The organism is Lentzea sp. NPDC020367 (genome assembly GCF_044387305.1).
In the GTDB taxonomy this organism is placed as follows: domain Bacteria; phylum Actinomycetota; class Actinomycetes; order Mycobacteriales; family Pseudonocardiaceae; genus Lentzea.
The window spans coordinates 262,746-276,389 of the sequence record NZ_JBIRVV010000007.1; the positions used below are offsets into that span (position 1 = coordinate 262,746).

At 68.2% G+C, this 13,644-nt stretch carries 14 protein-coding genes; 8 read left to right on the plus strand and 6 right to left on the minus strand.

Going from position 1 to position 13,644, the window contains the following annotated elements; all coding sequences use genetic code 11:
* The first annotated feature begins 10 nt into the window (after nucleotides 1-10).
* Complete coding sequence (locus ACH413_RS29485; RefSeq protein WP_360042322.1) at nucleotides 11-451, plus strand: DinB family protein; 441 nt, start codon at nucleotides 11-13, stop codon at nucleotides 449-451.
* A gap of 115 nt (nucleotides 452-566) precedes the next feature.
* The gene (locus ACH413_RS29490) at nucleotides 567-1,985 is read left to right on the plus strand and encodes an alpha/beta fold hydrolase (RefSeq protein ID WP_360042319.1); all 1,419 of its coding nucleotides are present in this window, start codon (nucleotides 567-569) and stop codon (nucleotides 1,983-1,985) included.
* A 54-nt stretch (nucleotides 1,986-2,039) separates the two neighbouring features.
* On the opposite strand, the gene ACH413_RS29495 is transcribed toward ACH413_RS29490, so the two are convergent.
* Together ACH413_RS29495 and ACH413_RS29500 are read right to left on the minus strand one after the other, a co-directional pair.
* On the minus strand, nucleotides 2,040-3,272 hold the full coding sequence (locus ACH413_RS29495; protein ID WP_360042316.1) for a cytochrome P450: 1,233 nt from the start codon (nucleotides 3,270-3,272) through the stop codon (nucleotides 2,040-2,042).
* 30 nt (nucleotides 3,273-3,302) lie between these two features.
* On the minus strand, nucleotides 3,303-4,061 hold the full coding sequence (locus ACH413_RS29500; RefSeq protein WP_360042313.1) for an SDR family oxidoreductase: 759 nt from the start codon (nucleotides 4,059-4,061) through the stop codon (nucleotides 3,303-3,305).
* 99 nt (nucleotides 4,062-4,160) lie between these two features.
* Between ACH413_RS29500 and ACH413_RS29505 the strand changes: the two genes are divergently transcribed.
* Nucleotides 4,161-4,490, plus strand: a complete 330-nt coding sequence (locus ACH413_RS29505; RefSeq protein ID WP_319978447.1) for a hypothetical protein — start codon at nucleotides 4,161-4,163, stop codon at nucleotides 4,488-4,490.
* Nucleotides 4,491-4,538: 48 nt separating this feature from the next.
* On the opposite strand, the gene ACH413_RS29510 is transcribed toward ACH413_RS29505, so the two are convergent.
* Nucleotides 4,539-5,546 (minus strand): NADP-dependent oxidoreductase, encoded by a 1,008-nt coding sequence (locus tag ACH413_RS29510; RefSeq protein WP_360042308.1) that lies wholly within the window; start codon nucleotides 5,544-5,546, stop codon nucleotides 4,539-4,541.
* 14 nt (nucleotides 5,547-5,560) lie between these two features.
* On the minus strand, nucleotides 5,561-6,775 hold the full coding sequence (locus tag ACH413_RS29515) for a cytochrome P450 (protein ID WP_360042305.1): 1,215 nt from the start codon (nucleotides 6,773-6,775) through the stop codon (nucleotides 5,561-5,563).
* A 123-nt stretch (nucleotides 6,776-6,898) separates the two neighbouring features.
* Here ACH413_RS29515 and ACH413_RS29520 point away from each other — a divergent pair, with 123 nt between their 5' ends.
* Nucleotides 6,899-8,023: an epoxide hydrolase family protein gene (locus tag ACH413_RS29520; RefSeq protein ID WP_360042302.1), complete on the plus strand. Its 1,125-nt coding sequence runs from the start codon at nucleotides 6,899-6,901 to the stop codon at nucleotides 8,021-8,023.
* A complete protein-coding gene (locus tag ACH413_RS29525; protein WP_360042299.1) occupies nucleotides 8,020-9,426 on the plus strand; it encodes an MFS transporter in 1,407 nt (468 codons plus the stop codon). Before ACH413_RS29520 ends, ACH413_RS29525 begins: the two co-directional genes overlap by 4 nt.
* Before the next feature lie 51 nt (nucleotides 9,427-9,477).
* Here the strand turns inward: ACH413_RS29525 and ACH413_RS29530 are convergent, their stop codons facing one another.
* Nucleotides 9,478-10,686, minus strand: a complete 1,209-nt coding sequence (locus ACH413_RS29530) for a cytochrome P450 (protein WP_360042296.1) — start codon at nucleotides 10,684-10,686, stop codon at nucleotides 9,478-9,480.
* Between the two features lie 142 nt (nucleotides 10,687-10,828).
* Here ACH413_RS29530 and ACH413_RS29535 point away from each other — a divergent pair, with 142 nt between their 5' ends.
* Nucleotides 10,829-11,665: an NAD(P)H-binding protein gene (locus tag ACH413_RS29535; RefSeq protein ID WP_360042294.1), complete on the plus strand. Its 837-nt coding sequence runs from the start codon at nucleotides 10,829-10,831 to the stop codon at nucleotides 11,663-11,665.
* 65 nt (nucleotides 11,666-11,730) lie between these two features.
* On the opposite strand, the gene ACH413_RS29540 is transcribed toward ACH413_RS29535, so the two are convergent.
* Nucleotides 11,731-12,129: a hypothetical protein gene (locus tag ACH413_RS29540; protein ID WP_360042291.1), complete on the minus strand. Its 399-nt coding sequence runs from the start codon at nucleotides 12,127-12,129 to the stop codon at nucleotides 11,731-11,733.
* Between the two features lie 227 nt (nucleotides 12,130-12,356).
* Here ACH413_RS29540 and ACH413_RS29545 point away from each other — a divergent pair, with 227 nt between their 5' ends.
* Nucleotides 12,357-12,581 (plus strand): acyl carrier protein, encoded by a 225-nt coding sequence (locus ACH413_RS29545; RefSeq protein WP_093600101.1) that lies wholly within the window; start codon nucleotides 12,357-12,359, stop codon nucleotides 12,579-12,581.
* A 9-nt stretch (nucleotides 12,582-12,590) separates the two neighbouring features.
* Complete coding sequence (locus tag ACH413_RS29550; protein ID WP_360042288.1) at nucleotides 12,591-13,631, plus strand: ketoacyl-ACP synthase III family protein; 1,041 nt, start codon at nucleotides 12,591-12,593, stop codon at nucleotides 13,629-13,631.
* Nucleotides 13,632-13,644: the final 13 nt, after the last annotated feature.

Genomic DNA, 13,644 nt, shown 5'->3' on the forward strand with positions numbered 1-13,644 from the left:
AAATCGAGCCATGCCCAGGAAACGCGACCAACCGCCGCCCAGGACCGGCGGGAGTGAGACCGAGGTCCTGCGCGGATTCCTCGACTACCTGCGCGCGGCGGTGGTCGCCAAGGTGGAGGACGCGCCCGAACCTCAGGTCCGGACCGCGATGGTCCCGTCGGGAACGAACCTGCTGGGGTTGTTGCGCCACCTCACGTTCGTGGAGCGAGCGACGTTCCTGGGCGTGAAGCCGCGCAGCTGGAAGGCGACCTTCCACGTGCCCGAGGGCGACAGCGTCGCAGACGTCGTGGCCGGGTACCGGGAGGCGGTGGAGCGGGCCGACGAGGTGATCGACGGCAGTGCCGCCGATGACATCCGGTGGCGGCTCGCGCACATGATCGAGGAGACCGGCCGGCACGCCGGGCACGCCGACGTCATCCGGGAGCTGATCGACGGGAGGACCGGGCGCTGACCTCGAACACCCCGTCCCGCCACAAACCGGGCGGGTGGCTCGCGGTTCCGCTGGCATTCGAGCAGGTCTTGCGACGCTGCGGTGTCGGCGTACACCCACACGCGGAGGTTCCACCGTGCCCCTCAAGGAGTTCTACGACCAGCAGGTGAACTGGTCACCGCCGTTCGAGGACGGCCTTGAACGCGCGACGGTCGTCGTGCCACGCGACTATTCCGACCCGGACGGTCCCAAGATCACCATCGCGATCGCCCGTCTCAAGGCCACGGACAAGGCCCAGCGCCGCGGTGTGCTGCTGGCCGTCAACGGCGGACCCGGTGGCGACGGCGGCGACGGCCTCGGGCTGATCAAACGCCTCGGCAGCCGGGTTCGGACCGCCTACGACCTCATCGGGTTCGACCCGCGCGGGTACGGCGAGTCCACCAAGCTCTACGCCGAGGTGACGATTCCCAAGGCGCCCTTCGACTCCCGGCCGCCGGACTCGCTCTTCGAGCAGCTGGCCGAGGACATGCGGTTGCGCGAGCTCGGTTGCGAGAAGGGCGGCGGCGACCTGCGCCCGCACATCACGACCCGCAACACCGCCCGTGACATGGACCTGATCCGCGTCGTGCTGGGCGAGGAGAAGATCTCGTTCGTCGGGTACGCGTACGGCGTGTACGTCGGCGCCGTCTACGGCACCATGTTCGCGGAGAACCTCGACCGCACGGTCTTCGACTCGTGCATCAATCCACAGTGGACCTGGCGCGAGCAGTTCGTCACCCAGGCTGAGGCGGTCTACCGCAACGTCGCGCTGTGGGCGGACTGGACCGCCGAGCGCGACGGGCACTTCCACCTCGGCAACACCCCGGCAGCCGTCATCGCCGAGATCGAGGCCGTCGTCGCGAAGCTCGAAGAAGGCGACCAGATCCAGCTCCGCACGCTGTTCGACGGCGCGGTGGGCACGCGGGCCACCGACCGCGGGCAGTGGGACTCGCTGGGCTACCTCGTCGGCGACCTGCGCACCACGTTGCAGGACGCCAACTTCGAGAAGGCGCGGGCGTTGATCGTCGGGCAGGCCACCTGGCGGCCGCAGGACTCCGAGGGCGACCTGCGGGTCGGCGTGCTGGAGGCCATCACGCTGGAGACCTACTGGCCGCAGGACCTGGAGGTCTACTACGCCGACGTCCGCAAGCACCGCGCCGAGCACCCGTACGGCTACGGCGTGCTGCGCGCCCAGCCGTGGGTCGGCGCGTTCCGGACGTTCGAAAGCCTGGAGCCGCCGACGAAGCTGGCGCAGCCGGGCTACCCCAAGGGTCTCGTGGTGCAGGCCGACGGCGACCCGATGGACCGCGTCGAGGGCGGCATCGAGCTGGCCGCGCTGCTGGACCACCCGCTCGTCCTCATCGAGGACTCCGGCGACCACGAGGTGTACGGGCTGGCGGGCAACGAGGTTCTCGACTCGCTGGTCGACGACTACCTCGTCGACGGTGTGCTGCCGGCGAGCAAGCACACCAGGATTCCCGGGCACGTGCAGCGCCCGAACATCCCGAAAGACTGACGACACCAACGAAAAGGGCCCCGCACCGAGGTGCGGGGCCCTTTCTCGTGAAGCTCAGTCCTCAGCGGGCAGGTCCCAGGTGACCGGCAGCTCCCACAGGCCGTAGATCACGGCGCCTTCCTTGCGCGGGATCTCCAGGAACGGCTTGGCGAGCCGCAGCGACGGGATGCGCTGGAACAGCGTCGACCAGACCAGCTGCATCTCCAGGCGCGCCAGGTCGGCACCGATGCAGTGGTGCAGGCCGTGGCCGAACCCGAGGTGCTTGCGGGTACCGCGCTCCAGGATCAGCTTCTCCGGCTCCGGGAAGATCTCCGGGTCGCGGTTGCCGTTGAGGCCCAGGCACAGGATGCCGTCGCCGGCCTTGATGGTCTTGCCGCCGATCTCGATGTCCTCCAGCGCGACGCGCGGGATGGCGGTGTCACCGATGGTCGCGAGACGCACGAGCTCCTCGACGGCCGGCTCGATCATGCCCTCCGGGTCGTCCAGCAGCAGCTTGAGCTGATCCGGGTTCTCCAGCAGCGCGGCGGTGCCCAGCGACAGCATCGAGGCCGTGGTCTCGTGGCCGCCGTTCATCAGCAGGCGGATCATGTTGAACAGGTCGCGGCGCGTGTACTCCTCGCCGGACGCGGCGTACTCCGCCATCGCACGGCTGAGCAGGTCCTCGCCGGGCTCCTTCTCCTTCAACGTGATCAGCTTGTCGACGTAGGCGTTCACCTCGACGATCGCGGCCTGACGCTGTTCGGGCGTCGAGTGACCGCCGAGCAGACAGGTGCCGTGCTCGATGAAGAAGTCGTGCTCGTCCTGCGGGATGCCGAGCAGCTCGCAGATGACCGTCATCGGCACGGCGAGCGAGAACTCGCGGTGGAAGTCGATCGGCGGCGTCATGTTCAGGATCTTGTCGATGTACTCGTCGACGATCTCCTGGATGCGCGGGCGGAGGCGCTTCACCTGGCGGTTGGTGAACGTCACGGCCGCCTTGCGCCGGGTCTTGGTGTGCTCCGGGTTGTCGTAGCCGATGAACGACGTCTCGGTGCGGAACTCCGGCGGCGCGATGAAGTAGAACGGGAAGTTGTCGTGCTTGCGCGACGCGCTGATCCGCGGGTCCGTCAGGAGCTGCTTGATGGTGTGGTAGCCGCTGATCGTCCAGATCCGCAGACCGGAACCGGTCAGCGTCACCTCGACGACGTCCTCCTCGGCCATCTCGGTGTACTGCGCGGGCGGGGTGAACGGGCATGTGCGCTTGTACGGGAACGTGTCCACACCTGGCTCGGTGGCGCTGCTGGTCATCTGCGTCTTCCTCCTAGTCGAAAAGTTGGCTCACGCCAGATCAGCGCCGCCATCGAGCGTGATGACTTGACCGGTGACCCACGAGCTCGCAGGCTCGGCGAACCGGGTGATCCACGGAACGACGTCGTCGACCTCGCCGGTGCGCCCCAGAGGCGTCTGCGAGGCCTGGAAGCCGAAGTAGCCCTCGACCTCCTCGGGGCTCAAACCGTTGGCGGAGTAAACCTCCGTACGCACCGCTGCGGGCGCGACCGCGTTGACGCGGATGCCCTGCGGGGCCAGTTCGAGGGCCCAGCTGCGCACCAGGCTGTCCACGGCGGCCTTGCTGGCGCCGTACACGCCACCACCCGGCACCGCGATGTGCCCGGCGTTGCTGGAGACGAACACGATGCTGCCGCCGGGCGAAGTCAGCTGCGGCAACAGCTTGGCGGTCAGCACCAGCGGGCCGACCAGGTTGGTGTCCAGCACGTCCCGCGCGGTGGCGAGGTCGAACCCCGCGACCGGCGTGAAGCGGAAGATGCCGGCGTTGTGCACGAGCACGTCCACCCTGCCGCCGCCCAGTTTCACGGCGTCGGCGACCTTCTGCGCGCCTTCGTCGGTCGTCACGTCCGCGACGACCGCGGTGATCGCGGGGTGCAGGGCGACGACCTCGGTGAGCCGGTTCTCCCGGCGGCCGGTGATGATCACGTTCGCGGCGCCGAGGTCGGCGAACGCCAGCGCCGCCGCGCGGCCGATGCCGGTTCCCCCACCCGTCACGACGACCTGCTGTCCGGCAAATGGTGCGTCCGACATGACGCCTCCAGCTTCTTTCCACTCGGTAGGGCAGTCAGCACCAACCCTGCTCGGTGAACCTTGAGTCCAGGTCTAGCTGGGACGGAAACCCTGGGGAGCATGGGAACTCTTGCGGTGGGCAGGTGGCGCGCCCGAGTCGGCAGACCCGGTGGCCACACGGAGAGCGAGTTCGAGTTCGCGCGCGACGGCACAGCGATGCTGGTCGTGGGCGGAAAGGGAGCCGGCACGTGGACCCAGACGGGTCCCGACACGTTCAGCTACCGGATCAACGAGGAACTGACCGAGGCTCCGGGGACGATCGAGATCGCCCAGGACGCCGTGCTGCGCGGCGACGAGTTCGTCAGCAACGGCAACGCGGTGGTGCGCCTCGCGAACGGCACCACAGCAAGAGAAGCCGCGATCCAGATCACGGCGCAAAGGCTGGGCTAGCACCTCGAAGGGGGCGCCAGTCAAGGCGCCCCCTTCTCCAAACGCGCGTCAGGAGATCTTGACCGTCACGTTGCCGGTGTACTTGCCCGCCAACAGCGACAGCAACGCCTGCGGCGCGGTCTTGACCCCACCCTCCACGATGGTGTGCGGGAAGACGAACTTCCCCTCCTGCAACCACTGTCCGAAGTGGACGACCCAGTCCTGGATCTGCTCCGGCAGGTGGTAGCAGGCGAACGGGCGGATCTCCAGGTGCTTGGTGATCGCCGTCATCAGGTCGATCCGCGGGTGCTCAGCGCCGTCGTTCTGGTTGGACAACTCGCCGCACAACGCGAACCGGGCGTGCGGACGTGCCGCCTGGATCGCGGCCTCGAACTGCTCGCCACCGACGTTGTCGAAGAACACGCTGATGCCGTCCGGCGCCAGCTCGCGCAGCCGGTCGGACACCGGGCCGTCCTTGTAGTTGAACGCGGCGTCGAAGCCGAGCTCGTTCACCAGCCAGTCGACCTTCTCCTGGCTGCCGGCCGAGCCGATCACCTTGGCACCGCGGGCCTTCGCGATCTGCCCGGCCAGCGACCCGACGCCACCGGCGGCACCGGTGACGAACACGACGTCGCCCTCGCCGGCCTGCGCGATGGTCGCCATGCCGTAGTAGGCCGTCGGCCCCTGCGACAGGAAGTAGACCGGCGACGGCACGTAGTGCGGGTTCTGCTTGATGAACTGCTGCGCCGGGCCGACCCAGTACTCCTGCCACGGGCCGAACGACTGCACCAGGTCGCCGACCTCCAGGTCGGGGCTGTTCGACTTCACGACGGTGCCGACACCGCCGCCACCCGCGGGGTCGCCGACCTTCCACGGCGGCACGCCGGGGATCTGGCAGTCGGACCTCATGAACTCCTTGAAGGCGGCGGCCACCGACACGTAGTCGACGCGCACCAACACCTCACCGTCACCGGGCTCGGGGACGGCCACCTCGACGACGTCGAAGTGCTCGAGGGTCAGGTCGTCCTCGACGTGCTTGGCGAGCCTGACCTCCCACTGCTTCTCGGGGATGCTCATGGCTCTCCTTCTATCTATCCCCAGGTGACGGGGAGGCTGACGAGTGAGTGGTTGATTTCGCCCTGGTGCCACTTCAGGTCCGCGTACGGCACCGCGAGCCTGAGGTCGGGGAAACGGCGGGTCAGACCTTCGATGGCGATCGCCATCTCCATGCGCCCCAGCTGCTTGCCGAGGCAGTAGTGCACGCCGTGCCCGAACGCGATGTGCGGGTTCGAGGCGCGGTCGATGTCGAGCTGCTGCGGGTTCTCGAAGACGTCCTCGTCGCGGTTCGCCGACGACAGCACGAAGAACACCGCGTCGCCCTTCGCGATCTTCTGCCCGCCGAGCTCCAGGTCCTCCGCCGCGATGCGGTGGAAACCCGTGGTGTCGGTGGCGAAGAGGTTGACGTGCCGCAGCAGTTCCTCGACGGCCGCGGGGATCAGCGACGGGTCGGCGACGAGCCGCCGCCACGTGTCCGGGTGGTCGTGCAGCAACGCCAGCACGGAGTTGGAGATCTGGTTCGCGGCGGTGTCGAAGCCGGCGCCGATGAGGGTGAACGCGAACGTCACCAGCTCCTGCTCGCTCAGCTTGTCGTCGTTGTCCCGCGCGGAGATCAGGTCCGACAGCATGTCCTGGCCGGGCTTCTCGCGCTTCTGCGCGATCAGGCCCATGACGTAGCCGGCGAGTCTGCCGAACGCCCGCATCGGCGCCTCGGGGTCGTTCTCGTCGAACGTCGCGAACGCCCGCGCGTCCGTCTCGAAGATCTTCAGGTCCTCGGTCGGCACGCCGAGCAGGTCACCGATGATCGTGAGCGGCAGCGGAACGCACAGCGCCTCGACGAGGTTGACCGGCGCGCCCTTGAGCTCGACGGCGTCGAGCAGCTCGTCGGCCACCTTCTGCACGCCCGCGCGCATCGCCTCGACCTTGCGGACGGTGAACGCGCCCATCACCAGCTTGCGCAGCCGGGAGTGCTCGGACCCGTCCAGCGAGATGATCATCTCGGGCGTGGTGGTCATGGCGCCGCCGACCTGGGGAGCACCTTCGACGCACGTCAACGCGCGGCTCAGCCTGGAGTCGGCGAGCCCGGCGCGGACGTCCTCGTACTTGGTGATCACCCAGGTCGGCGTGCCGGAGTTGGTCGGCACCTTGGCCACCGGGCACTCGGCGCGCAGCTTGTCGTACTTGGGGTCCGGGCCGCGGTAGGAGGAACCGCTGAACGGGAACTCCTCGTCCAGTTCAAGGGGCAGCACGGGAACACCTCCGGGGGATCACATCGGCCTGGCCTCGCGCCGAACCTTGCTACGCGCACCTCGAAGGCGGCTCGAAACCTGAATGTCGACCGGGATTTGAGCCCCCGTACCTACCTTCGCGCCATGGACACTGCACTCGTGCCGTTCCGGGTCGAGGTTCCCGACTCCGAACTGGCGGACCTCACACGGCGGCTGGCAGCGACCAGGTGGCCGGACGCGGAGACCGTGGACGACTGGTCGCAGGGCATGCCCCTGGCCTATGCCAAGGACCTGGCCGAGTACTGGGCGAACGTCTACGACTGGCGCGCCACCGAGGCGAAGCTCAACGCCGTCCCCCAGTTCAAGACGGAGATCGACGGCGTCGGGATCCACTTCCTGCACGCGCGTTCCCCGCACCCGCAGGCGAAGCCGTTGCTGCTCACGCACGGCTGGCCGGGTTCGGTCGCGGAGTTCCTCGACGTCATCGAGCCGCTGACCAACCCGCCGGACCCGGCCGACGCCTTCCACGTCGTCGCGCCCTCGTTGCCCGGCTACGGTTTCAGCGACAAGCCGACCGGAACCGGCTGGACGCTGGAACGCATCGCCGCGTCGTTCGTCACGCTGATGGGCCGCGTCGGCTACGACAAGTTCTACGCGCACGGCAACGACTGGGGCTCGTTCATCACGGGCATCCTCGGTCACATCGCGCCGGACCACGTCGAGGCGATCCACCTCGTGATGCCGTTCGCCCCGGCACCCGAGGCGGAAGTCCAGCTGACACAAGAGGACTACAAGGGTCTCGGTGCACTCAAGGAGTTCGCCGCCAAGGAGTCCGCGTACGCGGCGGTGATGAACACCAAGCCGCAGTCGCTGGCGTACGGGTTGACCGACTCGCCCATCGGCCAGCTCGGCTGGGCCGGTGAGAAGTACTGGTCGTGGAGCGACCACGACGGCGACGCGGAGAAGATCATCTCGCGCGACCGGATCCTCGACATGGTCTCGGTGTGCTGGTTCACCGCCACGGCCGCGTCGTCGGGCCGGTTGTACTGGGAGAGCTACAACAAGTCGCCGCTCACTCAAGTCGGTGTGCCGACCGGGTTCTCGGTGTTCCCGGCCGACGCGCGGATGCCCAAGGCGTGGGCGGAGCACCGGTTCACCGATCTGCGCTACTGGCGGGAGATGCCGTCCGGCGGCCACTTCCCCGCGCTGGAGAACCCGGTCGTGCTCGTCGAGGAGCTGCGGACGTTCTTCCGGCTGGTGCGCTCATGACGGCCACTCTCAACAAGCCGGGGACGAAGCTCGGCCTGGTGCTGGCCGTCTGCTGCCTGGCGCAGTTCATGAACGTGCTGGACGCGTCGGTCATGAACGTCGCTCTGCCATCGATCTTCGAGGACCTCCGGTTCGAACGGCACGACCTGCAGTGGGTCAACAGCGCGTACACGATCGCGGTGTGCGGCTTCCTGCTGCTGGGCGGCCGGCTCGCCGACCTGTTCGGGCAGCGCCGGGTGTTCCTCTTCGGCGCGGCCCTGTTCACGGTCGCGAGCGCGGTCGGTGGCATGGCGACCTCGCCCGGCACCCTGATCGCGGCCCGCGGGTTCCAGGGCCTGGGCGCGGCCGTGATGGCACCGGCGTCGCTCACGGTCCTCGGCACCACGTTCCGCGACCCGACCGCCCGCGCGAAGGCTTTCGGCTGGTGGAGCGCGGTGTCCGGCACGGGCGGGGCGGTCGGCGTGCTGCTCGGCGGCATCGTCACCGAGTCGCTCGGCTGGCGCTGGGTGCTGCTGATCAACGTGCCGCTCGGCATCGCGCTGGTCTCCATGATCCGCGGTGCCGTGCCGGAGACGCCGAGCAACGGCGGCCGCAAGGCACTCGACGTCCCCGGCGCGTTCACCGTGACACTCGGTCTGATGGCGCTGGTCTACGGCATCGCGCAGTCGCACGAGCTCGGCTGGGGTTCCTGGCAGGTCGCCGGTTCGCTCTCGCTGGCGGTCGTCCTGTTCGCGTTCTTCCTGCGCCAGCAGACGGTGTCGAGCCACCCGCTGATGCCGCTGGGCATCTTCCGCAACCGCGCGGTGACCGCGGCGAACATCGTGGCGTTCTTCGCGATCGCGGCCCTGTTCAGCACCTTCTACTTCCTGACGCTGGTGCTGCAACAGGTGATGGGCTTCAGCCCGTTGCAGACCGGCCTCGGCTACCTGCCGTTGTCGATCGGCATCGCGCTGGGCGGCTTCGGTGTGGCGCGGATCGTGCCGAAGATCGGTCCGCGGCCGGTGCTGATCGCCGGGCTGCTCACGGCGACCGTCGGCCTGCTCTGGGTGTCCACAGCGGACGAGTCGTCGACGTTCCTGGGCTCGATCCTCATCCCGACCACGTTGCTGGGCCTGGGAATGGGCGCGGTTCTCAACGCCACCACCAACGCGGCGACGTCCGGTGTGCCGCGCGAGCAGGCGGGCCTCGCGTCCGGTCTGCTCAACACGATCCGCCAGATGGGCAGCGCGATCGGCCTGGTCGTCCTCGCGACGATGTCGTCGGCCCGCGCGGACTCCCTGCTGGCCCAAGGAGAACCGTTGCAGCACTCGCTCGGTTCCGGTTTCGGGCTGGCGTTGTTCGGTGCCGGCGTCTTCACCTTCTGCGGTGCGCTGGCCGCGATCGCCGTGCCCCGCAAGAAGTAGCCCGCACAGCGGAAAGGCCCGCCCGGAACTCCGGGCGGGCCTTTCGCTGTGTCAGAAACCCTTGCCGTGCAGGTCGACCGGCAGCGCGACGAGCCGGTGGTTCATGTCGGCCTTCTGCCACTCCAGGTCCTCCTCCGCGACGGCGAGGCGGGCGGCCGGGAAGCGCCGGGTCAGTTCCTCGAACGCGGTGGTCAGCTCGATGCGCGCGAGCGGGGCGCCGAGGCAGCGGTGGATCCCGTACCCGAACGCGAGGTGCGCGTTGTCGGTCCGCGTGAAGTCGAGCGTGTCGGGGTCGGTGAACAGCGTCTCGTCGCGGTTGGCCGAGTTGGTCGACACGAACACCGCGTCGCCCTTGGGGATCGTGACGCCGAACAACTTCACGTCCTCGGTCGCGATCCGCGGCAGACCGGTCGTGTCGTTGGTGGACAACGTGATCCAGCGCAGCAGTTCCTCGACCGCCGCCGGCACCTCCTCCGGCCGCTCCCCCAGCCGCACCCACACGTCGCGGTGGTGCCCGAGCAACGTCAGGACCGAACTGGCCAGGTGACAGGCCGTGGAGTCACCACCGGCGCCGAGCAACGTGTAGCCGAGGCCGATGAGTTCGCCGACCTCCAGCTTGTCGTCACCGATCCGCGCCTCGGTCAGCGCCGACAGCACGTCGTCGCCGGACGCGGCCATCTTCCCGAACACCAGCCCGGCCATGAACTCGCCGAGCTGCTCACCCGCCGCGGCCGCCAGCTCCGGCGCGTCGACGGCGGCGAACTCCCGGATCAGTCGTGCGAACGTGTCGCGGTCGCCGGCGGGCACACCCAACAGGTCGCTGATCGCGATGATGGCCAGGGGGAACGTGAACTTGCCGAGCAGATCGACCGGTCCCTCGAGAGCCTCGGAATCCGCCTGGTCCAGCAACTCTGTCACCAGCCGCTGGATTCTCGGTCGCATGGACTCGATCCGGTCGACCGAGAACGCCTGCGACACCAGGTCGCGCAGTCTCGTGTGCGCGGGCGGGTCGAGCGAGATGATCATTCCGGGCGGCGCCTGGAACAACCCGGGAAAGGTCGGCGCGGACGGTTCATAGGACGCCGCACGGGAAAACCGCACGTCGTCGAGCACCACGCGGACCGAGTCCTGCGTGGTCGCCACCCAGCAGTGGCCGCCGCCGTTCGCGGGCAGGCGCACGACAGGACTCGACGCGCGGAACCCGGCGAACTCCGGCGCCGGACCGCGGTAACTGGATCCGGGAACGGGAAAGGAAACCACCGTGCGCTCCTCGCAGCTCTGGACAGTGTTTTCGCAGGTTAGGAGCCCTGACCTGAAGCACGGTCTAGTGCCGTTCGAGTGACCGGGTGAACGCTGTGCGTGATCAGCCATCCAGGCGAACCACCCAATTCGGGAGATCCACATGACCATCCTCGTCACCGGGGCGCGCGGCAACGTCGGCCGTCGCGTGCTCCAGCGGCTTTACGCGGCGGGTCACAGCCTGCGCGCGTCCGGCCGAAATCCCGCGGAACTCGACGTGCCCGAGGGCGTAGAGACAGTCGCGCTCGACCTCAACGACCCGGAGACGTTCGTCGCGGCCCTCGCCGGTGTCTCCAAGGTGCTGCTCTACGCGGAGCCGGACGGCATCGTGAAGTTCCTCGACGAGGCCGAGAAGGCCGGCGTCGAGCAGATCGTGCTGCTGTCGTCGAACACCGTGGGGCTGCCGGGCGCCGACCAGGACCCGTTGGCGCACCACCACTTGCTCGTCGAAGAGGCCGTGGTCACCTCCGGCCTGAGCTACACCATCCTGCGGCCCGGTGCTTTCATGAGCAACGCGTTCGGCTGGAGCTACTCGCTGCAGGCCGGCGACACGATCGACCAGGTCTTCCCCGAGGCCCAGGTGGCCCCGGTGCACGAGGATGACATCGCTGACGTAGCGGTCGTCGCGCTCACCGAGAAGAAGCTCCAGGACGAGATCGTCGACCTCACCGGCCCGGAGTCGCTGACGTTCCGCCAGGAACTGGAGATCGTCGGTGACGTGCTCGGCCGCAAGCTCGTGATCAACGGCCTGACCCGTGAGGAGGGTGAGGCGCAGATGAGCAACTTCGTGCCGCCGCCCGTCCTGACCTCACTGCTCAACCAGTGGGAGGCCGCTGTCGGCGTCGTCGCGGACACCAGTGCCACGGCCGAACGGATCACCGGCAAGCCGGCCCGCACGTTCCGCCAGTGGGTCGAGGAGCACGCCTCGTTCCTGGTGTGACTGCCCACGGGCCGGAGTCGGGATGAGGGCGGCGGACCCGTCCCGGCTCCGTCCGTGCGCGGGTACTACACGCGAGCCATCGTGAACGTGATGTTCGAGGTGCCCAGGTTCGTGCCGTCCGCGAGGAAGAACGTGGACGGGCCGGAGCTGGTGAAGTTGTCCGGTCCACTTTGGACGGCGTCCTGGTCGAAGTCGACGTAGGCGAAGTAGGCGCCGTTCTCGTCGTAGACCTTCTCGCCGCGGAACTTGTAGTGGAACTTGTTGACGCCGGTCGACCACCACGTGCCCTGGGTGGTCGTGTTCTGCTCGTTGGTGACGAACACCTTGCCGTTGGCCTTGAACTGCAGCTTGGTCGGGTGGTCGCCGTCCGTCCTGGTCACGTACCCGGTCCAGGTGCCCACCGGTGTGCAGGTCGCGTTCGCCGCGGTCGCCATGCCTGTTAAAGCAAGCAGGACCACGGCCATGACCGCTCCTGTGCGCACGAAGGCGGTCGAACGTTTCGGAGTGAACGTCTGCATCTGTGTGGCTCCCAATCCCGGTTGCGTGCGACGGACGCGCGCAACCGTCGGTGAAACCCCTCGACGCAAACTTCAGAACGGCTCGAGCATGCGGTTTTCCGCTGCGGCCCAAGCTCATCTCGACCCGAGTATCGCAAAGTTTTCGTTACTCATGAGCTGACAGGGAGGACGCCGTGGCCGAACGGGAGACAGAGCTCTGCGAGCTGTTCGGGGAGGTGCTCGGGGTACCGGGGATCGAACCGGAGGACCACTTCTTCGACCTGGGAGGACATTCGCTGCTGGCGTCGAAGCTGGTCAAGCAGGTCCACGAGCGGTACGGCGTCCGCGTCCCGTTGCGCAGCTTCTACGAGGACCCGACGGCGCGCGCCGTCGCCAAGCAGCTGGACCAGGCAGCCTAGGAGTTCGAGATGCGATGGAATGACCTGTACATCGCCGGTGTGGGCACATATCTGCCCGAGCAGGTCGAGACGGTGGACGACGCCATCGCGGCCGGCCGGTACACAGAAGAGAAGAAGGCCATGAACGGCTACCGGGAGCTGCGCGTCGCGGCCCCTGGTGAGACCGGTCCGGTGATGGCCGCCAGAGCCGGTGTCGAGGCGGTGGAACGCTCGGGGCTCAGTCCGCTGGACTTCGGCCTGACCGTGCACGCCTCCCTGTCCCACCAGGGACTCGACCTGTGGACGCCCGCGAGCTACGTGCAGGCCAACACGGTAGGCGGCACCGGACCGGCGTTCGAGGTCAAGCAGGGCTGCAACGGCTTCATGGCCGCAGTGGACCTGGCAGCCTCGTACCTCTCCTCGCACCAGGACCTGCCGGCCGCGCTCGTGACCGCGGGCGACGCCTTTCACCTGCCCTACTTCGACCGGTGGGCCTCGGAGGAGCAGAACGTCAACGGAGACGGCGCGGGGGCGCTCGTCCTGTCGAACCGTTCCGGCTTCGCCCGAATCCGCTCCATCCACTCGCACGCCGACTCGACGCTCGAGCAGATGTCGCGCGGCTACGCGGAATGGACGACGGGGCCGTTCGCGGACGGCCAGACCCTGCAGCTCAACAGCGGCGTGGAGGACTTCCTCCAGAACGCCGACGTCGACCTCGACGACATGATCGCGCGCATCGGCGGCGGAGTGCGGCACTCCCTCAAGATGGCGTTGTACGAAGCGGAGATCGAGCTCGCCGACGCTCGGTTCTTCCTGCACCAGCAGCTCGCGGAAACCATCGTCACGCACGGCATCTGCGGTTTGCTGGGCGTCGACCGGGCCACCACGACGTACGACTGGGCCAAGCAGTACAGCATGGTCGGCACCGCGGACATCGCTCTGGGACTCGACCACGTGCTGGCCGAGCGCGACCCGCAGCCGGGCGACCTGATCGTCCTGCAGTCCTCCGGCGCGGGCTACGTCTGGACCGCGGCCGTCCTGGAGATCCTCGAAGTTCCTTCCTGGGTCTAGAGAACGTAAAGAA

Coding starts and splice junctions, on each gene's coding strand:
- ACH413_RS29485 (WP_360042322.1), top strand. CDS start 11: ATGCCCAGGAAACGCGACCAACCGCCGCCCAGGACCGGCGGGAGTGAG.
- ACH413_RS29495 (WP_360042316.1), bottom strand. CDS start 3,272: ATGACCAGCAGCGCCACCGAGCCAGGTGTGGACACGTTCCCGTACAAG.
- ACH413_RS29500 (WP_360042313.1), bottom strand. CDS start 4,061: ATGTCGGACGCACCATTTGCCGGACAGCAGGTCGTCGTGACGGGTGGG.
- ACH413_RS29505 (WP_319978447.1), top strand. CDS start 4,161: ATGGGAACTCTTGCGGTGGGCAGGTGGCGCGCCCGAGTCGGCAGACCC.
- ACH413_RS29510 (WP_360042308.1), bottom strand. CDS start 5,546: ATGAGCATCCCCGAGAAGCAGTGGGAGGTCAGGCTCGCCAAGCACGTC.
- ACH413_RS29520 (WP_360042302.1), top strand. CDS start 6,899: ATGGACACTGCACTCGTGCCGTTCCGGGTCGAGGTTCCCGACTCCGAA.
- ACH413_RS29525 (WP_360042299.1), top strand. CDS start 8,020: ATGACGGCCACTCTCAACAAGCCGGGGACGAAGCTCGGCCTGGTGCTG.
- ACH413_RS29535 (WP_360042294.1), top strand. CDS start 10,829: ATGACCATCCTCGTCACCGGGGCGCGCGGCAACGTCGGCCGTCGCGTG.
- ACH413_RS29540 (WP_360042291.1), bottom strand. CDS start 12,129: ATGGCCGTGGTCCTGCTTGCTTTAACAGGCATGGCGACCGCGGCGAAC.
- ACH413_RS29550 (WP_360042288.1), top strand. CDS start 12,591: ATGCGATGGAATGACCTGTACATCGCCGGTGTGGGCACATATCTGCCC.